This window comes from Micromonospora okii (assembly GCF_020884795.1).
GTDB classification, from domain to species: domain Bacteria; phylum Actinomycetota; class Actinomycetes; order Mycobacteriales; family Micromonosporaceae; genus Micromonospora; species Micromonospora okii.
On record NZ_BBZF01000018.1, the window covers coordinates 220,324 to 245,947 of the forward strand.

A 25,624-nucleotide genomic window follows, 5' to 3' on the forward strand; every position below is an offset into this window, starting at 1 on the left:
ATGACAGCCACCGTGGAGTCGTCCGCCGCGCCGGACCTGGCCACCCTGCAACGGCGGGCCGCCCAGCGCGCCGCCGAGCGGGCCGGCGGGCAGGACCGGCTGCGCGGGCACATCGTCTGCGACGGCCTGGTGCGCATCTTCAAGACCGACGGGGTCGAGGTGGTCGCCCTGCAGGGCCTCGACCTGGTCATCGACCGGGGCGAGCTGGTCGCGATCGTCGGGGCGTCCGGGTCGGGCAAGTCGACCCTGCTGAACATCCTGTCCGGGCTGGACACGCCGACCGCCGGCATCGCCCGGGTCGCCGACTACGACCTGCTCGCCCTCTCCGCCCGCCGCCGGCTGAGCTACCGCCGCCGGACGGCCGGGTTCGTCTGGCAGCAGACCGGCCGCAACCTGCTGCCATACCTGACCGCCGAGGAGAACGTGGAGCTGCCGATGCGGCTGGCCGGGCGGCGGGGGCGGCGGGCCCGCCGGGAGCGGGCGCGGGAGCTGCTCGACCTGGTCGGGGTGGGCCACCTCGCCGAGCGGCGGCCGGGGCAGCTCAGCGGCGGGGAGCAGCAGCGCTGCGCGATCGCGGTGGCCGTGGCGAACGACCCCGAGGTCCTCTTCGCCGACGAGCCGACCGGCGAGCTGGACGAGGCCACCGGCGCGGAGGTCTTCGCCGCGCTGCGGCAGATCAACGCGGAGCTGGGGGTGACCGTCGTGGTGGTCACCCACGACGCCGCCGTGTCCGCCCAGGTCCGCCGGACCGTCGCGATCCGCGACGGCCGGACCTCCTCCGAGATACGGCGCACCGCGCGCATCGGCGCGGACGGCGGCACCGAGCTGATCAGCGAGGAGTACGCGGTGCTCGACCGCGCCGGGCGGATGCAACTGCCCGAGTCCTTCGTCGACGCGCTGGCCCTGCGCGACCGGGTCCGCCTGACCCTGGAACCCGACCATGTGCAGGTGCGGCCGGGCGAGCGGCCCGACGCCGAGGGGAGCGAAGCGTGAGCGCGCAGTCGTCCGCCACCGCCACCGGCGAGCTGGTGCGGGTGGAGGGGGTGAGCCGGATCTTCGGCCGGGGCGGGCGCGCCGTGCACGCCGTGCGGGACGTCTCGTTCACCGCCGGCCGGGGCGAGCTGATCGCCGTCCGGGGCCGGTCGGGCGCGGGCAAGACCACCCTGCTGAACCTGGTCGGCGGCCTGGACCGGCCCGACTCCGGCCGGGTCCGGGTGGCCGGGCACGACCTCGGCTCGGCGGGGGAGCGGGAGCTGCTGGCGCTGCGCCGGGGGACCGTCGGGTTCGTCTTCCAGACCTTCGGGCTGATCCCGATCCTCTCCGCCGCCGAGAACGTCGGCGTGCCGCTGCGCCTGGCGAAGGTGCCCGCCGCCGAGCGGGAGGAGCGGGTGGCGGTGCTGCTGGAGCTGGTCGGGCTGGGCGGGCACGCCGCGCAGCGGCCGTACGAGCTCTCCGGCGGGCAGCAGCAGCGGGTGGCGCTGGCCCGGGCCCTGGCCAACGAACCGGACCTGCTGATCGCCGACGAGCCCACCGGCCAGCTCGACTCGGAGACCGGCCGCTCGATCATGGACCTGATCCGCGCCGTGGTGCGGGCGCGGGGCATGACCGCCCTGGTCGCCACCCACGACGCGGCCCTGATCGAGGTGGCCGACCGGGCCCTGACGCTGCGCGACGGCCGGTTGCTCCCCTAGCGGGTCAGCGCAGGGGCAGCTTCATGCCCTCGTGGCTGGCGACGAAGCCGAGGCCGAGGTAGAAGCGGTGCGCGTCGGTGCGGGCCTTGTCCGTGGCGAGCTGCACCAGGGCGCAGCCGCGCCGCTCGGCCTCGCCGATCGCCCAGCGCATCATCTCCCCGCCGATCCCCCGCCCCCGGCGGTCCGCGCGCACCCGCACCACCTCGACGAGGGAGCGCTCGGCACCGTGCCGGCTGAGCCCCGGAATGTAGGTGATCTGCATGCAGCCGACGACGGCACCGTCCTCGTCGGCCACGACGAGGTGGTTGCGGGGGTCGGCGGAGATGTCGGCGAACGCCTTCTCGTACGCGTCGTCGACCTCCGTCGAGTCGCGGGCCCGGCCCAGCACGTCGTCGGCGATCAGGTCGAGGACGGCCGGCAGGTCCGCCCGGACCGCCTCCCGGAAGATCACTGTGTGCATTCCGCCAGCGTGGCACAACGACATCCGGCGATGCCCCGGAGCGCCCGCCGGTTCCACGGGTGAGCCGTCACCGGGCCGGGCAGCGCAGCCCCTCCCGGGGCACCGTCAGCGAGATCAGGTACGCGTCGACCGCGTTCGTCACGCACGCCGTCTGCGGGTACGCGGTGTGGCCCTCGCCGTCCCAGGTCAGCACCCGGCCCACCCCGAGCATCGCGGCCAGCTTCGGCGTCTGCTCGTACGGCGTCGCCGGGTCGCCGGTGGTGCCCACCACCAGGACGGGCGGCGCGCCCTTCGCCGCACCCGTCGGGTACGGGTCCGCCGCGCCCGGCCACACGACGCAGCCGAGCATCCCGACGGCCAGCGCGGGACCGAACAGCGGGTACTTCTCCCGCCACTGCGACTGGAGCTGACGGACCCGCTCGACGCTGGGCTTCTCCGCGTCGTCGGCGCAGTTCACCGCGAGGTTGGCGTCGAAGAGGTTCGAGTACCGCCCGTCGTCCTCCCGCCCGGCGTACTCGTCGGCGAGGCGGAACACCTCGGCCGGGTCGCCGCCGTCGAGCCGGTCGATCGCCCGGGCCAGCTCCTGCCAGCCCGACTCCGTGTAGAGGGAGGAGATGACCGCATAGAAGACCCAGCCGGAGGTGGCCTCCCGGCCGCCCGCGCCCCGCACCGGGGAGACCTTCGCCTTGTCGATCGCCGAGGTCACCGCGCCCCGGGCGTCCGGGGCGAGGGGGCAGCGCCCGGCGTTGGCGGCGCACCAGCGGGTGAAGTTGTCGAAGGCCCGCTCGAAGCCCCTGGCCTGGCCCTCCGAGCCGGCCACCAGGTCCTGCGTCGGGTCGACCGCCCCGTCGAGCACCATGGCCCGGACCCGGGACGGGTAGAGCTGGGCGTACGTGGCGCCGAGCAGGGTGCCGTACGAGTAGCCCAGGTAGGTGAGCCTGTCGTCGCCGACCGCCGCGCGGATCGCGTCCATGTCCCGGGCGGCCTGCTCCGTGCCGTAGAGCGGGAGCTGGTCGCCGTACCGGTCGCCGCAGCCGCGCCCGATCCGCTGGTTGAGCGCGACGAACCCGTTGAAGGACGCCGGGGAGGCCGGATCCGGGTCGTAGCCGAAGCTGGCGTCCAGGTCGGCGTCGGGGATGCACTTGACCGGGCTGGACCGGGCCACCCCGCGCGGGTCGAAGCCGACGATGTCGAAGCGCTCGGTGACCGACGCGGGCAGCCCCCCGAACGCCGGGCCGAACGAGAGGTAGACGGCGGTGTCCACGCCTGAGCCGCCCGGCCCGCCCGGGTTGATCACCAGCGAGCCGATCCGGTCCCGCTGCTTGGTCGAGCGGGCCCGCAGCAGGGCGATCTCGAACGTCTCGCCGCTCCCCGGGCCGGCCGTGGCCCCGGTGCCGGGGCCCCAGTTGCGCGGCACGGCGATCCGCGCGCACTCGTACCGCATGTCCGGCGCGCCCCGGCCCACCAGCTCGTCGGCGACCTCCGGGCAGGCCCGCCAGGTCGGCGTGGTGCCCGGCGGCGCGGCCTCGCCCTCGGTGCGCGGCGCGAACGCCGGCAGCGTGCAGCCGGCGGCCACCACGGCCGCCGCGACGAGCCCGGCCAGGGTCAGCCGGACCCGGCGGATGCGGTCGGGAAAGCGGGTCACCGGCACGCCTCTCATGATCGGGTTCGGGCCCCAGGCTACGCCCGGTCGCGCGCCGGCCCCGCCGTCGCCGCCGGATCGCCGCGCAGGACCTCGTCCACGTCGTACCTGACCGGGCGGTCGAGCTGCTCGTAGCGGCAGGAGCGGGGATCGCGGTCGGGCCGCCAGCGGACGAACCGGGCGGTGTGCCGCAGCCGGTCGCCCTCCATCGCGTCGTAGCCCACCTCGGCCACCAGCTCGGGGCGCAGCGGCTCCCACTCCAGGTTCTTCGTCCCGGTCCACCGGCTCACCCCGCCGGGGATGCGCTGGCCGCGCTCGTGGTCGCCGTGCACCCACGGGTGGTCGGCCCCGGCGTCGCGGTAGGGCTCCAGCTCGTCGAGCAGCTCCCGACGACGGGCCGCCGTGAACGAGGAGCTGACCCCGATGTGGTGCAGCACCCCGGCGTCGTCGTAGAGGCCGAGCAGCAGCGAGCCGACCACCGGGCCGGACTTGTGCCAGCGGAAGCCCGCCACCACCACGTCGGCCGTGCGGGCGTGCTTGACCTTGGACATCAGCCGCTTGCCCGGCTCGTACGGCAGGTCGGCCGGCTTGGCGATCAGCCCGTCGAGCCCGGCGCCCTCGAACACGTCGAACCAGCGCCGGGCGGTCTCCGGGTCGGTGGTGACCTGGGTGACGTGCACCGGCGGGCGGACCCCCGCCAGGGCCCGCTCCAGCCGGGCCCGGCGCTCCGGGTAGGGCCGGTCGGTCAGCAGCTCGTCGCCGAGGGCGAGCAGGTCGAAGGCGACGAAGTCGGCCGGGGTGGTCTCGGCCAGCAGCCGCACCCGGGACGCGGCGGGGTGGATGCGCTGGGCGAGCAGCTCGAAGTCCAGCCGGGGCCGGCCGTCGGGGCCGTCCCGGCGGATCACGACCAGCTCGCCGTCGACCGCGCACCGCTCGGGGAGCTGCCGCAGCGCCTGCTCGACCACCTCCGGGAAGTAGCGGGTCATCGTCTTGCCGCCCCGGCTGGCCAGCTCCACCTCGTCGCCGTCGCGGAACACGATGCAGCGGAAGCCGTCCCACTTCGGCTCGTACGTCGTGCCCGGGTCGGTGGGCAGTCGCGACACGGCCCTGGCCAGCATCGGCTCGACTGGCGGATTGATCGGCAGGTCCACGGCGACAGTCAACCAGACACCACCGAGAGTCGTGAGGCGGATCACGCTCGGTGGTCGCGCCCGATGCCCCGCCACGTCCCGCTCGTCCCCCGGGCCCGGATGGCTTTTCCGCAGCTCAGAGCTAGTTTCGGCGGGTGACGGAGTGGGTCTGCGGATGCTGCGGGCGCTGGCGGGTCAGCGTCGAGCTGATCCGCGGTCGCTACCGCTACCGCCTGGTGCGCCGCTACCCGGCCCGCTTCGGCGGCGGCAAGGACGTGCTCGGCGAGGCCGCCACGATCGCCGGGCTGGAGGAGCTGCTGCGCCGCCGCACGCCGCTCACCCTCGCCGATTTCCACGAGGCCGACGCGGCCTGAGTCGCCCCGGTCACCCCCGCGTGCGCCCGTCCGGCACCATGACGGAAGGCGCGCCAGGCCCCGGCGACGGTCGACCGGCGGCAGCGCGGCCGGGTGGGGGAGAGCGACGATGCGGTTCGAGGCCGGCACGGAGATCGCCGCCGACGTCGAGGCGGTCTGGGCGGTGCAGGTCGACATCGACCGTTGGCCGGAGTGGACCGCCTCGGTGCGCCGGGCCCGTCGGCTGGAGCCGGGGCCGCTGGCGGTCGGCTCGACAGCCCGGCTGGAGCAGCCCCGGCTGCCGCCCGCCGTGTGGCGGGTGGTCGAGCTGGAGGCGCCGTACCGGTTCGCCTGGGTCTCCGAGGCCCCCGGGGTACGCAGCCGGGCCGACCACCGGATAGTCCCCCTGGACCACGGGCGGGTGCGGGTCGAGCTGACCCTGACCCAGTCCGGTCCGTTGGCCGCCCCGGTCGGCTGGCTGTACGGCGGGCTCACCCGCCGCTACCTGCGGCTGGAGGCGGACGGTCTCAGGCGTCGCTGCGAACGGGCCTGACCAGCCGCTTCTCGAACTCGGTGAGCCGAATGCCGACGGCGTCCGGCCGGCTGCCGACGACCTCGTAGCCGTGCCGCCGGTACAGCCGCAGGTTCCCCTCGCTGGCCGCCCCGGTGAACAGCGCGAAGCGGGACACCCGGTCGGCGCAGGCGGCCTCCACCGCCGCCAGCAGCAGGGTGCCGACGCCCCGGCCCTGCTGGTCCGGGGCCACGGCCAACCGGCCGACGTGGGCGGTGTCGCCCTCGACCACCGCCCGGACCGAGCCGACCAGCCGGTGCCCGACCCGGGCGACCAGCACCGTCGTGGGGCCCGCCAGCACGGCCCGGATCTCGTCGAGCGTCTCGGCCAGCGGCGGCAGGAACGGCTCGCCGTAGTGCTGGGCCTCGCTCACGTAGGCGGCCCGCTGCACGGTGAGGATCTCACCGGCGTCGGCCGGGGTGGCCGGGGTGATCAGTGGTGGAGTGGTCACGGCGTCCAGCTCACCACACCGCCGTACCCTGGCGGTGCCCGGACCGGACCAGGAGAGGCGGGGCGACGTGCCCGAGCTGACCTACCCGCACGTCGGCGCGACCCGCACCGGGGAGCTGCCGCCGGGATGGCGGCACGTCCGGCACCGGGTGCGGCTGCCCGACGGCGCCTTCGCGGCGGCCGGCGCGGCGGTGCTGGGCTGGCGGCTGCACCGGGCCGCCGGCATCCGCATGGACACCGACGCGCCCCGGGCCGCCGCCGGGGTCACCGTCGTCTCCCGGCTGGGAGTCGGCCCGCTGCGGCTGGCCGCGCCGTGCCAGGTCGTCTGGGCCGCCGACGACGACCGCCGGGCCGGCTTCGGGTACGGGACGCTGCCCGGCCACCCGGCGCGCGGCGAGGAGGCGTTCGTGGTCAGCCGGGACGACTCCGGCGCGGTCTGGTTCGAGGTGCGGGCGTTCAGCAGGCCGCAGGGCTGGCTCATGCGCGCCGCCGGGCCCGCCGGCCGCGCCTTCCAGCACGGGTACGCCTGGTGGCTGGGCCGCACCCTGCGCCGCCTCTGCGCCCGGCCCTGACCCGCCGGACCCCCCGCCGCCGGGCTCAGTAGCGGGCGAAGGAGCGCAGCGGCATCTTCGGCCCGAACCGGGGGGCCTGGACGCCCTCGGCGGCCAGCAGCACGCAGACCCGGCCCCGGTGCCCCCGGAACGGCTCCAGCAGCGCCAGCATCCGGGCGTCGTCGCCGCGCGCCTCGCCGGCCAGCGCCCAGGCCACCGTGTTCGGCACGTGGTAGTCGCCCACGCTGACCGCGTCCGGGTCCCCGTACGCGATCCGGACCACCTCGGCGGCCGTCCACGCGCCGATGCCGGGAATCGCGGTGAGCCGGCGGGTCGCCTCGGCGGCGTCGGCGCAGCGTTCCAGCCGCGCGGCCTCGGCGGCGGCCCGGCGCAGCGCGTCGGCCCGGCGCTGCTCCACCCCGAACGGGTGGAAGACCCAGTACGGCGCGGCGGCCACCGCCGTCGGGTCGGGCGGCAGCAGCAGCGGCTGCATCGGCCCGGGGGCGGGCTCGCCGAAGTGGCGCACCGTCGCGGCGTACGCCCGGTACGCCTCCGTGCCGGTGACCTTCTGCTCGAAGACCGCCCGCAGCACGCGTGCGAAGACCAGGCCGGTGGCCGGCATCCGCAGCCCCGCGTGCCGCGCGGCCAGCCGGCCCACCACCGGGTGCGCGGCGGCCAGCGCGGCGAAGCCGGTGAGGTCGTCGCGGAGCCCGGCGACGGCGTCGGCCCGCTCCACCACCCAGTCGGCCCCCGGCCCGTACCCCTCGGCGAGCAGCTCCCCGCCCGCCGGGCGCAGCGCGAGGGTGGCGGGGCCGGTCGGCGTGCGCGCCGCCCACCAGAACGTGCCGGCGGCGATCCGGGCGCACGGGTCGTACGTGCTGAAGGTGAGCGGGCGGACCGACGCGGCCAGCCGGTACCCGGCCGGCGGGCGCAGCGCCCGGCGGGCGGAGGGCTCGGTCACCAGGCCACTCTACGGTCAGCGGCGGACCGAGAAGATGCCCGGCGGGGGCGGGGTGGAGTCGGTGGCGTCGGCGTCGCGGACCACCACCGCCCCCGAGGCAAACCGATCCAGCTCCTCGCCGGCCAGCACCCGGCCCGGGAACCAGTCCCCGGCGGCGCGGCGGGTCAGCTCCGGCACCGGCGGCTCGACCCGGCCCGCGACCAGCACCAGGTTGCCGTAGCGCCGGCCGCGCAGCACCGCCGCGTCGCCGACCAGGCAGGCCCGGGGCAGCACCGCGCGGACCGTGGCCACCTGGGCGCGGGCGTGCCGCAGCGGCGGGCCGTCGGCGACGTTGGCCAGGTACCAGCCGCCGGGCCGCAACACGCGGGCCACCTCGCCCGCGTACTCGACGCTGGTCAGGTGCGCCGGGGTGCGGGCGCCGGCGAAGACGTCGGCGACCACCACGTCGTAGCTGCCGTCCCGGGTGGCCTCCAGGGCGGCGCGGGCGTCGGCGACCCGCACCCGCAGGCGGGGGTCGGCCGGCCAGGGCAGCTCCCGGCGGACCAGGTCGACCAGGGCGGCGTCCACCTCGCAGACCCGCTGGGTGGAGCCCGGGCGGGTGGCCTGGACGTACCGGGGCAGGGTCAGCGCGCCCCCGCCCAGGTGCAGCACCCGCAGCGGCGCGCCGGCCGGGGCGACCAGGTCGAGGGCGGCGGCGAGCCGCCGGACGTACTCGAACTCCAGGTGGGTGGGGTCGGCGAGGTCGACGTGCGACTGCGGCGCGCCGTCGAGCAGCAGGGTGAACGAGCGCGGCCGGTCGGGGGCCGGGACCAGCTCGGCCTCGCCGGTGTCCACGCGCGCGACGATCCGGTCCGCGCCCCGGCGGCGGCCCATCAGCGGCCGCCCACGAGCGGGTGGGCGGCGCGGCGGACCCCGGCGGCGGGCTGCGGCATCAGCGCAGCGCCGCCCCGCGGCCCCGGGCCGCGGCGGTCAGCGCCCGGTGCAGCAGGCGGGCGTCGCCGAGCAGCGCCCGCAGGCGGCGCTCCAGGCCGGCGATCGGGATGAGGTTCTGCGGGGCACGCGGGTCCTTGTACGGGGTGGACGCGAACCGGGGGAGGGTGACCAGCGACAGGTCGGCCAGCGCGATCGCCTCGGACTCGGCCAGCTCCGCCGAGCACTCCACGCGCACGATGCCGGCCCACGGCGCGCCGGTGGAGACCGGCAGCCGCAGGTACCAGGAGTAGCCGCCCCAGTTGGTGACGAGCTTGAACACGGGGGAGCGCTGCCCGGCCCGCAGCCCGGTCACCACGGCGGTCAGCCGGGCGTCGAGGTACTGGCTGTGCTGGGTCTTCACGTAGCCGAGGGTGCGGGGGAGCTGTCGGCGGCTGCGCAGCGGGCCGTCGACCACCAGCAGGTCGCCGTCGATCCGGGCGGCACCGGAGACCTCCACCTCCAGCGCGGTCAGGGGCCCCTGCACGGCCGCCTGGAGCTTGTTCAGCTCGCCGCTGCCGCCCACCCGGTGCACCGGGTAGCGCACCGACCCGGCCTGCACCTCCCGGGCCGACGGGCTGGCGGTGAACAGGCCCCGCCGCACCTGCGTGCCGGCGAGCTGCGCCGCGCCGTGCTCCAGGTCGCAGCGGACCACCCCGGCGGCGTACGAGGCGGCCACGCCGGGGTACGACGCCCCGTTGGCCTCGGCCGTCCACACGCTGGCGTCGATCCGGCGGACCCCGTCGACCAGCAGCACCACGTCCGGCGCGCGGACCCCGGGCCGGACGTCGATGGCGCGCCAGTCCACCGCCGGCAGCTCCACCTCGGCGTCGACCTGCTGCCTGCTCGGCGCGGCCGGCCCGCCCGGCACGGCCTCGAAGGACGCGCCGTAGCCCGGGTCCCAGGCGTCGACGAACAGCTCCGGGGCCTGGCCCCCGGGGCGCGCCGCCGCCGGCCCCGTCACAGGCCGGTCCGTTCGACCCGGGCGGTGCGGGCGTCCTTGCGGACCTCGAACCGCACCGGGATGCGCTCGGCGAGGGCCGGCACGTGGGTGACCACCCCGACCATCCGGTCGCCCCGGGCGGCCAGGCTCTCCAGGGTGGCCGCCACCGTGTCCAGGGTGGCGGCGTCCAGGGTGCCGAACCCCTCGTCCAGGACGATCGACTCCAGGCTCGCCGCGGTGGTGGACATCCCGGCGAGCTGCTCGGACAGCGCCAGCGCCAGCGCCAGCGACGCCTGGAACGTCTCCCCGCCGGAGAGCGTCCGCACCCCCCGGCGCAGCCCGGCGTCGTGGTGGTCGACCACGAAGAACTCGCCCTTGTCGTGCACCAGGTCGTACTGGCCGCTCGACAGCTCACGCAGGGTGCGCGACGCGCCGTCGACCAGCAGGTCCAGCGCCTCGGCCAGCAGCCAGCGCTCGAAGTTGTTGGCGCGCAGGTGCCCGGCCAGCGCCCGGGCCACCCGGGCGTCCCGTTCGTGGCCCGCCCGCTGCCCGCGCAGCTCGGCGGCCTGCTCGCGGCGCTCCACCAGCCGCTGGTGTGCCGCCTCGGCGCGCTCCACGGCCCGGGTGGCGGCCCGCACCGGGTCGTCGTCGGCGGGCAGCCCGGCGGCGGCGAAGACGCCCGCGATCCGCTCCTCGACGGCCGCGACGGCGGTCTCCGCCGAGGCGACCGCCCCGGCCAGCCCCGGCCGGTCGGCGCGCCGCCGGCCCGCCTCTTCGCCGGCCCACCCGGCCAGCGCCGCCCAGGCCGCCGCCACGTCCTCGCGGTCGGCGGCCGGCGGCCCGAACCGGGCCAGCCCGTCGCGGGTCGCGTCGAAGTCCCGCCAGGCGGCGCGCAGCCGCTCCTCGGCCGCGTCCACCGCGCCCCGGGCCCGCCGGGCGGCGTCCCGGCCGGCCCGCAGCCCGCCCGCCGCCTCGTCCAGCGCCGCGCGCAGCCGGGCGTGCTCGGCCAGGTCGTGCCGCAGCGCCTCCGGGGCGGCGGCCCCGGCGAGCTGGTCGTCCAGCTCGGCCAGCCGGCCCCGGAGCTGGTCGTGCCGGGCGCGGGCCCGCAGCAGCTCCCGCTCCCGGTCCCGCGCCGCCGCGTCGTGCTCCCGTTCCACCCGCTGCGCCGCCTGCACCGCCGCCCGGGCCGCCTTCCCGGCGGCGGTGGCCTGCGCCACGGCGGAGCCGGCCGGCACCGCCGGCACCAGGGGCACCACCTGCTCGCAGACGGGGCAGGCCGCCCCGGCGACCAGGTGCGCCCGCAGCGCCACCGCCTGGTCGGCGGCCTTCGCCTCGTCGTGCGCCCGGAACGCGGCCTCCAGCTCGGCCTCGGCCCGCTCGACCGCCGCCCGCGCCCCGGCCAGGGCGGCCACCGCCGCGTCGTGCTCCGCCTGCGCCGCGCCCACCTCCGCGGCCACCGACCCGGCCTCGGAGGTGAGCCGCTCCCGGTCGGCGTGCGCCTTCAGCAGCAGCCGCAGCGCGCTCTCGTCGCCCGCGCCGGCCAGCTCGCCGCGCAGCTTCTCCTCGCGCTCCTCGGCCAGCGCCACCGCGGCGGCGGCCTCGTCGGCGCCGGCCCGCGCCGCGCCCACCACCCGGGCCACCTCGGCCACCCCGTCGGGCGGGCGCACCGCGCCGAGCACGGCCAGTTCGGCGTCGAGCGCGGCCAGCGCCGCGTGGGCGTCCCGCGCCGCGCCCCGGGCCCGCTCCCGCTCCGGTACGGCCGCCTCGACCGCCCCGGCCAGCTCGTGCGCCCGGTCGAGGCGCTCCCGTGCCGCCGCCAGGGTCGCGTCGTCGACGTCGGTGAGGCCGCCGAGCATCCGGTCGACCTCGTCCAGCCGCGCCTCGGCCCGGCCCGCCCGCTCGGTGGCCTTCTTCTGCACCGCCTCGTAGACGCCGAGGCCGAGCAGGTTGACCAGGATCTGCTGCCGGGTGGCCGGCTTGGCGTGCAGGAAGTCGGCGAATTGCCCCTGCGGCAGCACCACGCAGCTCGTGAACTGCTCGTACGGCAGCCCCACCGCCTCCAGCACGGCCCTGTCCATCTCGGCGGCGGTGCCGGCGAGCACCTCGCCGAGGTCGTCCGGGCTCAGCCCGGTGTCGAGCTTCGTCACGTCGAACCCGGCCGGCATGAGCTGCAACCCGGCGTTCGCGGTCTTGACGCTGCCCCGGCCGTCGCGGCGGACCACCCGGGTCGCCACGTAGCGGTCCCCGGCCGACTCGAAGACCAGCCGGACCCGGGCCTCGGTGGCGGACGGGGCGAGCGCGTTGGCCAGCCCCCGCGCCCCGCCCCAGCGGGGCACCGTGCCGTAGAGGGCGAAGCAGATCGCGTCCAGCACCGTCGACTTGCCGGAGCCGGTCGGGCCGACCAGGGCGAAGAAGTCGGCGTCGGTGAAGTCGACCGTGGTCTCGTCGCGGAAGACGGTGAAGCCCGCCATGTCCAGCCGCATCGGGCGCATCAGCGATCGGCCTCCTCGAACAGCTCGGCGAAGAGCTCCCGGACGTCGTCGTCGGCGTGCCCCCGGCTGTCGAGGTAGTCGGCGAACAGCTCCCGGGGCGACCGGCCGGCCCGCTGGGCGGTGCGGGCGCCGCTGCCGGGGGCCGGCACCAGCTCCGGGTCGACCCGGATCTCCAGGGCGCGGGGGAGCAGCTCCTGCACCTCCTCGCGCAGCCCGGCCCGGGGCTGCTCCCGGACGAGCACCCGCAGCCAGCCCTCGGGCGGGGAGAGCTCGGCGAGCTGGGCGAGGGTGCCCCGCACCGTGCGCAGCGGCACCGCCGCCGCCACCGGCACCTCCCGCACGCGCGCCGCGCTCGTGGCGGTCACCTCGACGATCGTCACCGACGGCACGTTCTCCTGCTCGCCGAAGTCGACCGCCAGGGGGCTGCCGCTGTACCGGATCGGGCAGGGCCCGTCCACCCGCTGCGAGCGGTGCAGGTGGCCCAGCGCCACGTAGTGCGCGGTGCGGGGGAAGACGGTGGCCGGCACGGCGTACCCGAGGACGGTGTGGGCGTCCCGCTCGCCGCCGCCGGTGGCCGCCCCGACCACGGTGAGGTGGGCGGTGACCAGGTGCACCCGGTCGGGCTCGTCGAAGCCCTCGGTCAGCCGGCCGAGCACCCGGCCGAGGTGGTCGGCGTACGTCTGGGTGGCCTCGGCGGCGGTCAGCTCGTACATCTCCACGGCGCGCACGGCGTACCGCTGGGACAGGAACGGCAGCGCGGCCACCCGCCACCGCTCCCCGCCGGCCGTCGTGCCGTCGATCACGTGCTCGTCCGGGTTCTCCCGGACGCCGCCGCGCAGCGTGATGCCGGCCGCCTCGGCCCACGGCCGCAGCGCGTCGAGGGCCTGGCCGTTGTCGTGGTTGCCGCCGATGGCCACCACGTCCGCGCCGGTGCGGCGCAGCGCGGTCAGCGCCCGGGTGACCAGCCGGGTCGCCTCCGGGGTGGGGGCGGCCGTGTCGTAGAGGTCGCCGGCGACGATGACCAGGTCGGGCTGCTCGGCGCGGGCGACGTCGATGACCCCGGCGAGGACCTGCTTGTGCTCCTCGGCCCGGGACTGCCCCTTGAGCACCTTGCCGACGTGCCAGTCCGAGGTGTGCAGGATCTTCACGGGTTCAGCCCCCTAGAACGGGATGTCGTCGTCGCTGCCGCCGCCGGAGCCGACCACCGCGAACGGGTCGGCCGCCCCGGTGATCGACCGTAGCGTCTCCGAGGGCGCCCTTCCGGCCTCGGAGACCCGGGTGGCCCAGGCGGGGAAGGGGAACTCCAGGCAGAGCGGGACCGGGATGTCCGGCTGGTTGACGAACATCGTGCCCGGCTTGGCCAGCAGCGCCCGCTGCCGCTGGGCGGGCGGGAGGAAGCCGTATTCCGGGCGGGACGCCTCGGCCGGGTCGAGCCGGCCGACCACCCGGATCGCCGAGTTGGTGACGATGCGCCGCTCCACCTCGCTCGCGGTCTGCTGCGCCCCGACCAGGATCACCCCGAGCGAGCGGCCCCGCTCGGCGATGTCGAGCAGCACCTCCTTGATGGGGGAGGAGCCCTCCCGGGGGGCGTACTTGTTCAGCTCGTCGAGGACGACGAAGAGCAGCGGCTTGGCGGTGCCCGCCTTCTCCTTGCGCTCGAACTCGCTCTTGAGCGTGACGCCGACCACGAACCGCTGCGCCCGGTCGGGCAGGTTGTGCAGGTCGACCACGGTGACCTGGGCGCTCTCGGCGGTGTTGATCGAGTGCGGGCGGCGGGTGGCGAGGTCGCCCCGGATCAGCCGGCCCAGGTCCTTCTTGCTGCCGATCAGCCGCCGGGCGAACGCGTTGACGGTGCCCAGCCCGACCGCGCTGCCCGCCCAGTCGCCCCGGGTCTCGTCGTCGTTGAGCTGCTCGACGATGTGGTCGACCAGGTCGGTGTACGACCCGAGGCGCACCCCGTCGACGCTCACCCCGCCGTCGGCGGGCTGGGCGTACCGGGCCAGGTGGGCGGCGACCGAGTGGACCACCATCGTGTACTGCTGGCGCTCGTCGTCGGCGTCGGCGAAGACGTACGGCAGCAGGCGGTCGGCACAGAACTCGCTCAGCGTCCAGTAGAAGCTGTCCACCCCCGTGAGCCGGCTGCTCACGTCGGGGGTGCCGGAGGAGTCGCCGACCCGGGGCGGGGCGTACACCCGCACGTCGGGGAAGGCGCCGGCGCTGAGCCCGAGCTTCGCGTACGCGGCGCGGGTGGCGTCGTCGAGGCGGGTGTTGGGGTGGTCGAGGAACAACAGGTCCTCGCCCTTGACGTTGAAGATCAGCGCCTTGGCGTTGACGGCGTCGCCGCCGAGCACCCCGGAGCGGAAGACCGAGTAGAGCAGGAAGGTGGCGAAGCTGGTCTTGGTGGCCACCCCGGAGATGCCGGAGATGGAGACGTGCGCGCCCCGGCTGCCGTCGAGGAAGTCGGCGTTGAGGTAGACCGGCACCCCGTCGCGGCCCATCCCCATCGGGATGCGCCGCTCCATCCGGTCGAAGTGCAGCGCCCGGGCCCGCGCGTCGCCCTCCGCCCGGTGCACCACCGCGCCGGGGGTCGGCGGGACGTAGAGCTCCGGGTCGACGCGGGTGGTGGTGATCTCGGCGGCCTCCTGCACCATCGCGGGCAGGGTGCCGTCGGCGATGGCGAAGACGTCCGAGTCGAACTGGGCGCCCTCGTGCCGGGCCCGGACCTGCGTCACCACCCCGGCGATGGTCACCGGCTCCCGGTCGGGCAGCTCGCGCCGGGTCACCACCACGTCGTCGAGCTGGAGGTAGCTGCCCGGGGAGACGGCCGTCCAGAACGTCAGCGGGGTGGCGTCGGCGGTGCCGAGCACCCGGCCCACCCCCTCGCCGGGGCCGTCGAACTCGTCGTCGGTCATCCGCGGGCTCCGGTCAGCTCGTCGTCTCGGTCAGGGCGCACGTGGAGCATCCTGCCCGAGGGATGCGACAAATTGCCACTACGGGGCGGGGGCGGCGGCGCGGGCGTACCGGAGCAGCAGCGTGCCGTCGGCGGCGGCCAGCACGTGCCGCAGCGGCAGCTCGCGGGGCGCGGCGGCGGGCCCGGCGGTGATCCGGCCGGGGCCGGCCCCGGCCAGCAGCGGCGCGACGGTGAGGCAGACCTCGTCGACCAGGTCGGCGGCGGTGAGCGCGCCGAACAGGTACGGCCCGCCCTCGCAGAGCACCTGGCCGAGGCCGCGCCGACGCAGCTCGGCGAGCCCGGCGGCGAGGTCCACCCGGTCGGCGCCGCAGCGCACCACGTCGGCCACCTCGGCCAGGCCGGCGGGCGCGTCGGCGGCGGCGTGGGTGAGCACGACCGGCCGCACCGGCGCGTCGGCGAAGGCGGCCTGCGCCGGGTCCAGGGCCAGCGATCCGGAGACCACCACGAGGGTCGGGTACTCGGCCAGCCCGTGGTCGAGCCGCCACCTGCGGCGCGGTTCGCTGAGCCGCACCGCGCGGTACCCCTCGTGGCGCAGCGTGCCGGCGGCCACCAGCAGGCCGTCGCAGAGCATCCGCAGCAGGCCGAAGACCCGCTTGTCGGGCTCGCCGGAAAGCCCGGCGGAGTAGCCGTCGACGGTGACCGCGCCGTCCACGCTGGTCACGAAGTTCACCCGCAGGCGCGGTCGGTCGGCCCGGCCGTACAGCTCGGTCAGCCCCGCGTCGTCGAGTGGGGCCGTCGACGGGGTCGGCCAGAGCCGGGAGATCGGGGTGGGGGCGCTCACTCGCCGGCCGGACCCGTGACCGGAGGGGTGGGCTCGGGGGCGCGGTGCTGGCAGTCGCACCACGTGCGGCCCCGGCACTCGTCGTGCCGCCGCTCCCGGCAGGCTCGGCAGATCATGCCGGCAGCCTATTCCCTGCTGGAAGGAAGGGCCCCCGCTTATCGCCTCCGGTAGAGAGGGGTGCCCTTCTCGCACTCCCGGGCCGGGCCCGCGCGGAGTGCGCCGCGACATCCGGCGGTAACGATCTGGGAACGCTCCCAAACGCGTATTGACACCCCCGGGGCTCTCCTCCACGCTCATGGGAGCGCTCCCGGCGTGTGGTGGGGATCTCTTTCCGTCGCGCACGCCGGGCGCTGTCACGGGCTTCGGTCGTGACGGCGCCGGCGCCCGCACAGCCCCCACCACACGAACAGCCTCACCATCGAAAGAGGGGTCTCGGATGAGCGTCCCAATCCGTCGCCGACGGCTCGCGGCCATCGCGCTGGCGTCCGTCGCGGTGATCGCCACCGCCTCCGCCTGCGGCGACGACTCGTCGGACAAGAGCAGCGGCGACGGACCGGTCACCCTGGTCGTCGACGTCTTCGGCGACCAGGGCTTCGGCTACGACGAGCTCTACCGGCAGTACGAGTCGGAGCACCCGAACGTCAAGATCCAGGAGCGCGGCAAGGGCCTCGGCCTGGCGGACTACAACACCCGGCTGACCCAGCAGATCACCGCGGGCTCCGGCGCCGGCGACGTCGTCGCGCTCGAAGAGGGCACGATCGTGCAGTTCTACCCGCAGTCCGCCAAGTTCGTGAACCTGGCCGACCACGGCGCGAACGACCTCAAGGGCAACTTCCTGTCGTGGAAGTGGGAGCAGGGCACCACCCCCGACGGCAAGGTCCTCGGCCTCGGCACCGACGTCGGCTCGATGGCGCTCTGCTACCGCACCGACCTGTTCAAGGCCGCCGGCCTGCCGACCGACCGCGAGCAGGTCGCCGCCCTGTGGCCCACCTGGGACGAGTTCATCGCCACCGGCCAGCGCTTCGCCACCGCCGACAAGAAGCACAAGTTCGTCGACTCGGCGACCAACTTCTACAACGTCGTGCTGATGCAGATCGCCGGCGCCGGCTCGGGCCACACCTACTACGACAAGAGCAACAAGCTGGTCATCGGCGAGAACGCGGACATCAAGACCGCGTACGACCTGACCACCAAGATGATCGCCGCCGGCCTGTCGAACAACCTCCAGTCGTTCTCGAACGAGTGGAACGCCGGCTTCAAGAACGGCACCTTCGCCACCATCGCCTGCCCCGCCTGGATGACCGGGGTCATCAAGGGCCAGGCCGGTGAGTCGGCCGCCGGCAAGTGGGACGTGGCGAAGGCCCCCGGCAACGGCGGCAACTGGGGCGGCGCGTTCCTGGCCGTGCCGAAGTCCAGCAAGCACCCCAAGGAGGCCGCCGAGCTGGCGAAGTTCCTGACCAGCGCCAAGGGTCAGACCGAGGCGTTCAAGAAGGTCGGCAACCTGCCCTCCTCGCCGCAGGCGCTGAGCGACCCGGCCGTGGTCGGATCGACCAACGCGTACTTCACCAACGCCCCGGTCGGCAAGATCTTCGCCGCCGGCGCGAGCGAGCTGAAGCCGGTCTACCTCGGCCCGAAGAACAACGCGGTCCGGACCGCCGTGGAGAACACCCTGCGCGCCGTCGAGCAGGGCAAGTCGGCCGAAGAGCAGTGGCAGGCCGCTCTGAAGAACGGCGCCGCCGCCGGTAAGTGACCGACCGTACCGACCGTGGGTGGCGCCGACAGGGGCACTGTCGGCGCCACCCGTGGTGCCGGTTAGCCCCCGGCGTCGCCCGCGCGGCGGGTCGCGCCGACCGACGAGAAGGACCGTCGATGAGCCTGGACCTCCACACCGCAGCGCCCCCCGGCGAGGGCGGTGACCCCCACCGCCGCGCCCGCGACGCGCGCCGCCGCCGGGCCTCCCTCAGCCGGCTGGACCTGAAGTTCTCCCCGTACCTGTACGTCCTGCCGTTCTTCGTGATCTTCGCCGTCTTCAGCGCGTACCCGATCGGATACACCGTCTGGATCGCGCTCACCGACCGGTCGCCGATGAACGCGACGATCAGCTTCGTCGGCCTGGACAACTTCGTCGAGCTGCTGACCGAAGACCCGCAGTTCTGGAACGCCGTGGGCAACACGTTCGGCATGTTCGTGCTCTCCACCGTGCCGCAGCTCATGCTGGCGCTGCTGCTGGCCAACGCCCTGAACCGGAAGCTGCGCGCGCAGACCTTCTTCCGGATGGCCATCGCGATGCCGATCATCACCTCCACCGCCGTGGTGGCGCTGATCTTCTCGATGATCTACGCGAAGGAGTTCGGCCTGGCCAACTGGCTGCTCGACCTGGTCGGCATCGACCCGATCGACTGGCGGGCGAACCGCCTCGCCTCCTGGTTCGCCATCTCCACCATGGTCGACTGGCGCTGGATCGGCTACAACGCCCTGATCTACCTCGCGGCCATGCAGTCGATCAGCAAGGACATGTACGAGGCGGCGTCGCTGGACGGCGCGTCCCGCCGCCGCCAGTTCTGGTCGATCACCATTCCGCAGCTCCGCCCGACGATCATCTTCACGCTGATCGTCTCGACCATCGGCGGCCTGCAGCTCTTCACCGAGCCGCTGATGTTCACCAGCGGCGCCGGGGGCATCTCCGGCGGCTCCGAGGGGCAGTTCCAGACCATCACCATGTACCTGCTCGACGTGATGAACACCCGCTTCCGCTGGGGGTACGCCGGTGCGGTGGCGCTCGTGCTGTTCCTGCTCATCGCGCTGATGTCGCTGGTGAACTACCTGTTCGCCCGCCGCATCAGCTCGGACAAGTGAGGGTTGCGCCCAGATGACGACCACGACGCTCCGCCCACCCGCGCGCCCGGCCCGAAAGCAGCCGCGCGAATCCCACAAGGCCGACCGGCTCTGGAAGGCCACCCCGCTGACCTGGCTCGGGCTGGTCCTCGGCGTGCTCCTCTCCCTGTTCCCGTTCTACTGGATGATCGTCATCGCCTCCCGCACGAACGACGCGGCCAACTCCTGGCCGCCGCCGTTCCTGCCCGGCGGCAAGCTCGGCGAGAACATCCAGCGGGTGCTGGAGAACGGCGACGCCAACATCGTCAAGGGGCTGATGAACTCGTTCCTGGTCTCCGGGACGATCACGGTCGCCACCGTCTTCTTCGGCTCCCTGGCCGGCTTCGCCTTCGCCAAGCTGCGCTTCCGGGGCAAGAACGCGATGCTGCTGGTCATCCTGGCCTCGATGATGGTGCCGATCCAGCTCGGCGTGCTGCCGCTGTACATCCTGATGGCCGAGCTGGACTGGCTGAACACCATGCCGTCGGTCACCGTGCCGTTCCTCATCGGCGGCTTCGGCATCTTCATGATGCGCCAGTACGCCGAGCAGGCCGTCCCCAACGAGCTGATCGAGGCGGCCCGGGTGGACGGCTGCTCCACCTGGCGCGTCTACTGGCACGTCGTCGTCCCCGCGCTGCGGCCGGCGGCGGCGGTGCTCGGCCTGCTCACCTTCATGGAGCAGTGGAACCAGTTCTTCTGGCCGTTCGTGGTGCTCGCCGACCCGGCGAACCCGACGGTGCAGATCTCCCTGCGCAGCCTCAACACGGCGTACTTCGCCGACAACTCGCAGATCTTCGCCGGTACGTTGATCGCGACGCTGCCGCTGTTCGTCGTGTTCGTCCTGTTCGGCCGCCAGATCATCGGCGGGATCATGGAAGGTGCCGTCAAGTCGTGAGCGATCCGAGTCGTCCGCCCGCCGTCGGCCTCCTCGACCAGGGCGCGGAGCTGACCTTCCCGCCCGGCTTCCTGTGGGGCGCCGCGACCGCCGCGTACCAGATCGAGGGGGCGGCCACCGAGGGCGGCCGTACCCCGTCGATCTGGGACACCTTCAGCCACACGCCGGGGCGCACCGTCGCCGGCCACACCGGCGACGTGGCCTGCGACCACTACCACCGGATGCCCGACGACGTGCGCCTCATGGCCGAGCTGGGCCTGGCGTCGTACCGGTTCTCGGTGTCCTGGCCCCGGGTGCAGCCCGGCGGTCGCGGCGCGGCCAACCCCGAGGGGCTGGACTTCTACCGGCGGCTGGTCGACGAGCTGCTCGGCCACGGCATCGAGCCGTGGCTCACCCTCTACCACTGGGACCTGCCCCAGCCGCTGGAGGACGCCGGCGGCTGGCCGGCCCGGGACACCGCCGCCCGCTTCGCCGACTACGCCCAGCTCGTCGCGGACGCGCTCGGCGACCGGGTGCGCTACTGGACCACGCTGAACGAGCCGTGGTGCTCGGCGTTCCTCGGGTACGGCTCCGGGGCGCACGCGCCGGGGCGTACCGACGCGGCGGACGCGGTCCGCGCCGGGCACCACCTCATGCTCGGCCACGGCCTCGCCGTCCAGGCGCTGCGGGCGGCGCGCCCGGCGGCCCGGCTCGGCGTCACGGTGAACCTCTACCCGGTCACCCCGGCCAGCGACGCCCCCGCCGACGCGGACGCGGCCCGGCGGATCGACGCGCTGGCCAACCGCTTCTTCCTCGACCCGCTGCTGCGCGGGGCGTACCCGGAGGATCTGCGGGCCGACCTGGCGGCGGTGACGGACTTCGGGCACGTCCGCGACGGCGACCTGGAGACCGTCTCGACCCCGCTCGACCTGGTCGGGGTCAACTACTACAGCCGGCACGTGGTCGCCGCGCCGGTCGACGGGGAGCAGCCGGAGCCGTACTGGCGGGCCCCGACCTGCTGGCCGGGCAGCGAGGACGTCCGGTTCGTCACCCGGGGCGTCCCGGTCACCGACATGGGCTGGGAGATCGACGCCCCCGGGCTGGTCGAGACCCTGCTGCGGGTGCGCCGCGAGTACACCGACCTGCCGCTCTACGTGACCGAGAACGGCTCGGCGTTCGTCGACGCCGTGGTGGACGGCCGGGTCGACGACGCCGACCGGCTGGCCTACTTCGACGCCCACCTGCGCGCGGCGCACGCCGCCATCGACGCCGGGGTGCCCCTGCGGGGCTACTTCGCCTGGTCGCTCATGGATAATTTCGAGTGGGCCTGGGGATACACGAAGCGCTTCGGCATGGTCCACGTCGACTACGACACCCAGGCGCGCATCCCCAAGTCCAGCGCCAGGTGGTACGCCGAGGTGATCCGACGCAACGGTCTGGCCGCACAATAGCGAGGGCCAGCCAGTGACGGGCGGGCCCGGCACCACCCCCGGTCGGGGGCGCGCCGGGGCCGCCCGAGGTCGGAGGAGCAGACAATGACAACGCAGCGCACGCGGTCGCTCGGGCGCCCGACCCTCGACGCGGTCGCCGCCCGCGCCGGCGTCGGGCGCGGCACCGTCTCCCGGGTGGTGAACGGCTCACCCCAGGTGAGCCCGGAGGCCCGGGCCGCCGTGCAGCAGGCCATCGCCGAGCTGGGGTACGTGCCGAACCGCGCCGCCCGCGCGCTGGTCACCCAGCGCACCGACTCGGTGGCGCTGGTCGTCTCCGAGTCCGGCGACCGGGTCTTCACCGAGCCGTTCTTCGCCGGGATCGTCCGGGGCATCAGCTCGGCGCTGCTGGAGACCCCCATGCAGCTCTGGCTGGCCATGGTCCAGTCCCCGGTCGAGCGCGAGCGGGTCGAGCACCACCTGACCAACCAGCACGTCGACGGGGTCCTGCTGCTGTCGCTGCACGACTCCGACCCGCTGCCCACCCTGCTGGAGGAGCGCGGCCTGCCGACCGTGCTCGGCGGCCGGCCGGCCCGGATGCTGCAACCCGGCGCGCAGCCGGCGTACTACGTCGACGTGGACAACGTCGGGGGCGCCCGGCAGGCGGTGGAGTACCTCTTCGCCTCCGGGCGGCGGCGGATCGCCACCATCGCCGGCACCCAGGACATGGGCGCCGGCCTGGCCCGCCTCACCGGCTACCGGCAGGCCGTCCAGGCCACCGGGGCCGGGCTCAACCCGGACCTCATCGCGTACGGCGACTTCAGCGAGGGCAGCGGGGCGGCGTGCATGGGGCGGCTGCTGGAGGTCTGCCCGGACCTCGACGCGGTCTTCGTCGCCTCCGACCTGATGGCGTTCGGCGCGCTGCGCACGCTGCGGGCCGCCGGGCGGCGGGTGCCGGAGGACGTGGCGGTGATCGGCTTCGACGACGCGCCGGTGGCCCGGCAGGCCGACCCGCCGCTGACCACCGTCTTCCAGCCGGTCGAGGAGATGGGCCGGCAGATGGCCCACCTGCTCGTCGCCCGGGTGCGCGGCGAGGACGTCCCCGCCAACCACGTCCTGCTCGACACCCACATGGTCCGCCGCGCCTCCGCCTGAACGCCGGGGCGGCGTCGCCCGGCCGCCGGGCCGCGTTACGCCCGGCCGGCGGCGGGGTCAGGCCCAGCGGCGCAGCTCGCGCCTGGCCAGTGAGGCGCGGTGGACCTCGTCGGGGCCGTCGGCGAGGCGCAGCGTGCGGGCCTGCGCCCAGAGGGCGGCGAGCGGGGTGTCCTGGCTGACCCCCGCGCCCCCGTACGCCTGGACGGCCTTGTCGATCACCCACTCCGCCATCGCCGGGGTGGCGATCTTGATGGCCTGGATCTCGGTGTGCGCGCCCCGGTTGCCGACGGTGTCCATCAGCCACGCCGTCTTGAGCACCAGCAGCCGGGCCTGCTCGATGCGGACCCGCGACTCGGCGATCCACTCGCGCACCACGCCCTGCTCGGCCAGCGGCCGGCCGAACGCGACCCGCTCGCTGACCCGGCGGCAGAGCAGTTCCAGGGCCCGCTCGGCCATGCCGACCAGCCGCATGCAGTGATGGATGCGCCCCGGGCCGAGCCGGGCCTGGGCGATGGCGAAGCCTTCGCCCTCCGCGCCCACCAGGTTCTCCGCCGGCACCCGGACGCCCGTGAAGTCGATCTCCGCGTGCCCGCCGTGGGCGGCGTCGCTGTAGCCGAAGACCGTCAGGCCGCGCCGCACGATGACGCCCGGCGTGTCCCGGGGAACCAGGATCATGTTCTGCTGGTGGTGCCGGTCGGCGTCGGGGTCGGTCTTGCCCATCACGACGAAGACCTCGCAGCGCGGGTCCATCGCCCCGGACGACCACCACTTGCGCCCGTCGACCACGTAGGAGTCGCCGTCGCGGGTGATCCGGGTGGCGATGTTCGTGGCGTCGGAGGAGGCCACCTCCGGCTCCGTCATGCAGAACGCCGAGCGGATCTCGCCGTCGAGCAGCGGCCTGAGCCAGCGCTCCCGCTGCGCCTCGGAGCCGAACTCGGCCAGCAGCTCCATGTTGCCCGTGTCCGGGGCGGCGCAGTTGACCGCCTCCGGGGCCAGGTGCGGGCTGCGCCCGGTCAGCTCGGCCAGCGGGGCGTACTGGAGGTTGGTCAGCCCCGCGCCGTAGCGGGGGTCGGGAAAGAAGAGGTTCCACAGGCCGCGGCGGCGCGCCTCGGCCTTCAGCTCCTCCAGCACCGGCGGGCGGGCCCACGGGTCGCCGGCCGCCGCGACCTGCTCGGCGTGCACGGCCTCCGCCGGGTGGACGCACTCGTCGAGGAACGCGCCGAGCCGCCCACGCAGCTCCTCGGTGCGCTCGTCGTACCGGAAGTCCATCACTTCTCCCTGACTGCGCGCAGCCCGTGCGCGACCAGCGGCGCCACCATCTCGCCGATCCGGTCGAAGCCCTCGCCGAGGGTCTGCCCGAGCGTGTGCCGGTAGTGGATCCCCTCGCAGATCACCGCGAGCTTGAAACAGCCGAGGGCGACGTGCCAGTGCAGCGGGCCGACGTCGACGTCGCTCTCCCGGGCGTACCGCTCGATCAGCTCCGCCCCGGTGGGGAAGCCGGCGCGCGGGCCGAGCCCGTCTGCGACGGGGTTGTCGGGGGCGTCGTGGCCGCCCAGGACGTCCCAGTACGTCAGCAGGAGCCCCAGGTCGGCGAGCGGGTCGCCGAGCGTGGCCATCTCCCAGTCCAGCACCGCCCGTAGCGCCACCACGCCGCCGCATACCACCGGCGTGACCCCGGGCGGAGGGCTGACCACGGCGACGATGTTGTCCAGGCGGTAGTCCCCGTGCACGATGCGGCCCGCGTTCACCCCCTCGGGCACGGTGCCGGCGAGCGCGTCGCGCAGCTCGTCGACGCCGGGCAGCGGGCGGCTGCGGGAGGCGTCGAGCTGGCCGGCCCAGCGGCGGACCTGCCGGCCGAGGAAGCCCTCGGGGCGACCGAAGTCGGCCAGCCCGACCGAGGCCGGGTCGACCGCGTGCAGGGCGGCGAGGACGGCCATCATCGTCATGGCCAGGCCCCGGCGCTGGCCGGAGGTCAGCAGGTCGGTCTGCGACCGGCTGCGGAACACCTCGCCGTCGACCTTCCTCATCAGGTAGAAGGGCGCGCCGATCACGTCGGTGTCGGCGCAGGACAGCAGCGTGGCGGGGACCGGCACGCGGGTCGGGGCGAGCGCCGAGACGACCCGGTACTCCCGGGCCATGTCGTGCGCGGTGGCCAGCACGTGCCCGAGCGGGGGCCGGCGCAGCACCACCTCCCGGTCGCCGCAGCGGAGCAGGTACGTCAGGTTGGACCTGCCGCCAGCGATGAGCCGGGCCCGCAGTGGCGCGGCGGCCAGCTCGGGCAGGTGGACGGCCAGGTACGCGGCGAGCCGGTCGAGATCCAGCCCCCGGGGGGCGTTCGCGCTGGGGTCGGTGCCCGCCTCGGCGACGCCCGGATCGGTCATCCGGATAGTTGATGGCAGCTCGGACACCTTGTCAAGGCGGGACTTCCCCGGCGGGATCCGGCGCGGCCCCTTCGGACGACCGGGCGGGATTTCCCCGGGGGACATGACACGGCAACAGGGGCGAAACGGTCAGCGGGCAGGCTGGGACGCAGCCCGCCGGCAACCGCGCCGGCCCGCCGAGCGGAGGGACGACCATGTTGCTGAGAGTTCGGGTGACCCTGCCGGACCGCCCCGGGGCCCTCGGCCAGGTGGCCCGCACCCTCGGCGTCTGCGGCGCCGACATCGTCCAGGTCGTCGTCCTGGAGCGGCTCGGCGGGCGGGCTGTCGACGACTTCACGGTGGTGTGGCCGGGCGCCGCGCGGGTGGAGCGGCTGCTGGCCGGCCTGGCCGCCATCCCCGGCGTGCGGGTCGACGGGACCTGGCGGGCCATCGGCGCGCCCACCACCACCGGGCAGGACGCCGAGCTGCTGGCCCAGGTCGCGGGCAACCCGGCCGAGGGGCTGGCCACCCTCGTCGACGCGGTTCCCGGGCTGCTCGCCGCCGACTGGGCGGTGGCGGCGGTGGTCCCGCTGGACTGGGCGTCGCGCGGCGGCGGCGAGGCGACCGTGGCGTACGCGAGCTGGCGCGCCCCCGTCCCGCCCCGGCTGCCCGGGCTCACCCCGCTGCGGGCCCGCGCGCTGACCGCCGCCGACGGCACCCACCACGCGGTCGCGCCGTTCGGCCGGGCCGGGCTGGTGCTCGTGGTGGCCCGGGAGGACACCGCGACGCTGACGCCCGCCGCGTTCCACTGCACGGAGGTGGACCGGCTCGCCCAGCTCGTCCGGGCCGGCGCGGTGATCCTCGGCGACCGGCTGGACCTGGTGGGGGCGCCGCCGGTGGTGTCCGGCGGCTGAGTCGGGCGGGCCGTGACGGTCGGCCGGCCGTTGACGGTCCGACGGCCGTGACGGT

General features: G+C 75.3%; 24 protein-coding genes. 11 read left to right on the forward strand and 13 right to left on the reverse strand.

Translation table 11 applies throughout. The features are described from left to right. Together LPU43_RS16290 and LPU43_RS16295 are read left to right on the forward strand one after the other, a co-directional pair. On the forward strand, positions 1 to 993 hold the full coding sequence (locus tag LPU43_RS16290; protein WP_229401279.1) for an ABC transporter ATP-binding protein: 993 nt from the start codon (positions 1 to 3) through the stop codon (positions 991 to 993). Beyond that, entirely contained in the window at positions 990 to 1,691 is a 702-nt protein-coding gene (locus tag LPU43_RS16295; RefSeq protein WP_229401280.1) for an ABC transporter ATP-binding protein, read from the forward strand. Before LPU43_RS16290 ends, LPU43_RS16295 begins: the two co-directional genes overlap by 4 nt. 4 nt (positions 1,692 to 1,695) lie before the next feature. On the opposite strand, the gene LPU43_RS16300 is transcribed toward LPU43_RS16295, so the two are convergent. The 3 genes from LPU43_RS16300 to LPU43_RS16310 form a co-directional block, all read right to left on the reverse strand. Further along, complete coding sequence (locus tag LPU43_RS16300; protein WP_229401281.1) at positions 1,696 to 2,151, reverse strand: GNAT family N-acetyltransferase; 456 nt, start codon at positions 2,149 to 2,151, stop codon at positions 1,696 to 1,698. 67 nt (positions 2,152 to 2,218) lie between these two features. Further along, complete coding sequence (locus tag LPU43_RS16305; protein ID WP_373321732.1) at positions 2,219 to 3,775, reverse strand: alpha/beta hydrolase; 1,557 nt, start codon at positions 3,773 to 3,775, stop codon at positions 2,219 to 2,221. Positions 3,776 to 3,831: 56 nt separating this feature from the next. Further along, complete coding sequence (locus LPU43_RS16310; protein ID WP_229401405.1) at positions 3,832 to 4,944, reverse strand: ATP-dependent DNA ligase; 1,113 nt, start codon at positions 4,942 to 4,944, stop codon at positions 3,832 to 3,834. Between the two features lie 134 nt (positions 4,945 to 5,078). Between LPU43_RS16310 and LPU43_RS16315 the strand changes: the two genes are divergently transcribed. Then, the gene (locus LPU43_RS16315; protein WP_229401283.1) at positions 5,079 to 5,297 is read left to right on the forward strand and encodes a hypothetical protein; all 219 of its coding nucleotides are present in this window, start codon (positions 5,079 to 5,081) and stop codon (positions 5,295 to 5,297) included. Positions 5,298 to 5,406: 109 nt separating this feature from the next. After that, complete coding sequence (locus tag LPU43_RS16320; protein WP_229401284.1) at positions 5,407 to 5,829, forward strand: SRPBCC family protein; 423 nt, start codon at positions 5,407 to 5,409, stop codon at positions 5,827 to 5,829. On the opposite strand, the gene LPU43_RS16325 is transcribed toward LPU43_RS16320, so the two are convergent. Continuing rightward, positions 5,804 to 6,307 (reverse strand): GNAT family N-acetyltransferase, encoded by a 504-nt coding sequence (locus tag LPU43_RS16325; protein ID WP_505845631.1) that lies wholly within the window; start codon positions 6,305 to 6,307, stop codon positions 5,804 to 5,806. The two genes, LPU43_RS16320 and LPU43_RS16325, sit on opposite strands and share 26 nt — an antisense overlap. 25 nt (positions 6,308 to 6,332) lie before the next feature. Between LPU43_RS16325 and LPU43_RS16330 the strand changes: the two genes are divergently transcribed. After that, on the forward strand, positions 6,333 to 6,869 hold the full coding sequence (locus tag LPU43_RS16330) for a DUF1990 domain-containing protein (RefSeq protein ID WP_229401286.1): 537 nt from the start codon (positions 6,333 to 6,335) through the stop codon (positions 6,867 to 6,869). Positions 6,870 to 6,894: 25 nt separating this feature from the next. Here LPU43_RS16330 and LPU43_RS16335 read toward each other — a convergent pair whose 3' ends face one another. The 7 genes from LPU43_RS16335 to LPU43_RS16365 form a co-directional block, all read right to left on the reverse strand. Continuing rightward, on the reverse strand, positions 6,895 to 7,809 hold the full coding sequence (locus LPU43_RS16335) for a DNA-3-methyladenine glycosylase family protein (RefSeq protein WP_229401287.1): 915 nt from the start codon (positions 7,807 to 7,809) through the stop codon (positions 6,895 to 6,897). A gap of 15 nt (positions 7,810 to 7,824) precedes the next feature. Continuing rightward, on the reverse strand, positions 7,825 to 8,682 hold the full coding sequence (locus tag LPU43_RS16340; RefSeq protein WP_229401288.1) for a spermidine synthase: 858 nt from the start codon (positions 8,680 to 8,682) through the stop codon (positions 7,825 to 7,827). Positions 8,683 to 8,740: 58 nt separating this feature from the next. Further along, positions 8,741 to 9,697 carry a hypothetical protein gene (locus LPU43_RS16345; RefSeq protein WP_229401406.1) on the reverse strand — a complete coding sequence of 319 codons (957 nt, stop codon included), beginning with the start codon at positions 9,695 to 9,697 and terminating at the stop codon, positions 8,741 to 8,743. Positions 9,698 to 9,738: 41 nt separating this feature from the next. Next, the gene (locus LPU43_RS16350; RefSeq protein WP_229401289.1) at positions 9,739 to 12,213 is read right to left on the reverse strand and encodes an AAA family ATPase; all 2,475 of its coding nucleotides are present in this window, start codon (positions 12,211 to 12,213) and stop codon (positions 9,739 to 9,741) included. Beyond that, positions 12,213 to 13,361, reverse strand: coding sequence for an exonuclease SbcCD subunit D (locus LPU43_RS16355; RefSeq protein ID WP_229401290.1), 1,149 nt, complete (start codon positions 13,359 to 13,361; stop codon positions 12,213 to 12,215). Before LPU43_RS16355 ends, LPU43_RS16350 begins: the two co-directional genes overlap by 1 nt. A gap of 12 nt (positions 13,362 to 13,373) precedes the next feature. Next, positions 13,374 to 15,125, reverse strand: a complete 1,752-nt coding sequence (locus LPU43_RS16360; RefSeq protein ID WP_229401291.1) for an ATP-binding protein — start codon at positions 15,123 to 15,125, stop codon at positions 13,374 to 13,376. A gap of 78 nt (positions 15,126 to 15,203) precedes the next feature. Further along, entirely contained in the window at positions 15,204 to 15,965 is a 762-nt protein-coding gene (locus tag LPU43_RS16365) for a pyrimidine reductase family protein (RefSeq protein WP_229401292.1), read from the reverse strand. 436 nt (positions 15,966 to 16,401) lie between these two features. Between LPU43_RS16365 and LPU43_RS16370 the strand changes: the two genes are divergently transcribed. The 5 genes from LPU43_RS16370 (at position 16,402) to LPU43_RS16390 (ending at position 22,295) form a co-directional block, all read left to right on the forward strand. Beyond that, a complete protein-coding gene (locus tag LPU43_RS16370) occupies positions 16,402 to 17,715 on the forward strand; it encodes an ABC transporter substrate-binding protein (RefSeq protein ID WP_229401293.1) in 1,314 nt (437 codons plus the stop codon). A 119-nt stretch (positions 17,716 to 17,834) separates the two neighbouring features. Continuing rightward, positions 17,835 to 18,821, forward strand: coding sequence for a carbohydrate ABC transporter permease (locus tag LPU43_RS16375; RefSeq protein WP_229401294.1), 987 nt, complete (start codon positions 17,835 to 17,837; stop codon positions 18,819 to 18,821). 13 nt (positions 18,822 to 18,834) lie between these two features. Then, on the forward strand, positions 18,835 to 19,734 hold the full coding sequence (locus LPU43_RS16380; protein WP_229401295.1) for a carbohydrate ABC transporter permease: 900 nt from the start codon (positions 18,835 to 18,837) through the stop codon (positions 19,732 to 19,734). Then, a complete protein-coding gene (locus tag LPU43_RS16385) occupies positions 19,731 to 21,164 on the forward strand; it encodes a GH1 family beta-glucosidase (protein ID WP_229401296.1) in 1,434 nt (477 codons plus the stop codon). The genes LPU43_RS16380 and LPU43_RS16385 overlap by 4 nt, the downstream gene beginning before the upstream one ends. Positions 21,165 to 21,248: 84 nt before the next feature. Next, a complete protein-coding gene (locus LPU43_RS16390; RefSeq protein ID WP_229401297.1) occupies positions 21,249 to 22,295 on the forward strand; it encodes a LacI family DNA-binding transcriptional regulator in 1,047 nt (348 codons plus the stop codon). Positions 22,296 to 22,352: 57 nt separating this feature from the next. Here the strand turns inward: LPU43_RS16390 and LPU43_RS16395 are convergent, their stop codons facing one another. Together LPU43_RS16395 and LPU43_RS16400 are read right to left on the reverse strand one after the other, a co-directional pair. After that, entirely contained in the window at positions 22,353 to 23,564 is a 1,212-nt protein-coding gene (locus tag LPU43_RS16395) for an acyl-CoA dehydrogenase family protein (protein ID WP_229401298.1), read from the reverse strand. Then, the gene (locus LPU43_RS16400) at positions 23,564 to 24,676 is read right to left on the reverse strand and encodes a phosphotransferase family protein (protein WP_229401299.1); all 1,113 of its coding nucleotides are present in this window, start codon (positions 24,674 to 24,676) and stop codon (positions 23,564 to 23,566) included. Before LPU43_RS16400 ends, LPU43_RS16395 begins: the two co-directional genes overlap by 1 nt. Positions 24,677 to 24,870: 194 nt before the next feature. Here LPU43_RS16400 and LPU43_RS16405 point away from each other — a divergent pair, with 194 nt between their 5' ends. Beyond that, a complete protein-coding gene (locus LPU43_RS16405) occupies positions 24,871 to 25,569 on the forward strand; it encodes an ACT domain-containing protein (RefSeq protein WP_229401300.1) in 699 nt (232 codons plus the stop codon). Positions 25,570 to 25,624 lie beyond the last annotated feature (55 nt).

Bases quoted from the DNA above. Each gene is read 5' to 3' on its own strand.
- LPU43_RS16360 (WP_229401291.1), bottom strand. From the start codon at position 15,125: ATGACCGACGACGAGTTCGACGGCCCCGGCGAGGGGGTGGGCCGGGTG.
- LPU43_RS16400 (WP_229401299.1), bottom strand. From the start codon at position 24,676: ATGACCGATCCGGGCGTCGCCGAGGCGGGCACCGACCCCAGCGCGAAC.
- LPU43_RS16375 (WP_229401294.1), top strand. From the start codon at position 17,835: ATGAGCCTGGACCTCCACACCGCAGCGCCCCCCGGCGAGGGCGGTGAC.
- LPU43_RS16320 (WP_229401284.1), top strand. From the start codon at position 5,407: ATGCGGTTCGAGGCCGGCACGGAGATCGCCGCCGACGTCGAGGCGGTC.
- LPU43_RS16390 (WP_229401297.1), top strand. From the start codon at position 21,249: ATGACAACGCAGCGCACGCGGTCGCTCGGGCGCCCGACCCTCGACGCG.
- LPU43_RS16300 (WP_229401281.1), bottom strand. From the start codon at position 2,151: ATGCACACAGTGATCTTCCGGGAGGCGGTCCGGGCGGACCTGCCGGCC.
- LPU43_RS16350 (WP_229401289.1), bottom strand. From the start codon at position 12,213: ATGCGCCCGATGCGGCTGGACATGGCGGGCTTCACCGTCTTCCGCGAC.
- LPU43_RS16395 (WP_229401298.1), bottom strand. From the start codon at position 23,564: ATGGACTTCCGGTACGACGAGCGCACCGAGGAGCTGCGTGGGCGGCTC.
- LPU43_RS16405 (WP_229401300.1), top strand. From the start codon at position 24,871: ATGTTGCTGAGAGTTCGGGTGACCCTGCCGGACCGCCCCGGGGCCCTC.
- LPU43_RS16380 (WP_229401295.1), top strand. From the start codon at position 18,835: ATGACGACCACGACGCTCCGCCCACCCGCGCGCCCGGCCCGAAAGCAG.
- LPU43_RS16370 (WP_229401293.1), top strand. From the start codon at position 16,402: ATGAGCGTCCCAATCCGTCGCCGACGGCTCGCGGCCATCGCGCTGGCG.
- LPU43_RS16290 (WP_229401279.1), top strand. From the start codon at position 1: ATGACAGCCACCGTGGAGTCGTCCGCCGCGCCGGACCTGGCCACCCTG.
- LPU43_RS16340 (WP_229401288.1), bottom strand. From the start codon at position 8,682: ATGGGCCGCCGCCGGGGCGCGGACCGGATCGTCGCGCGCGTGGACACC.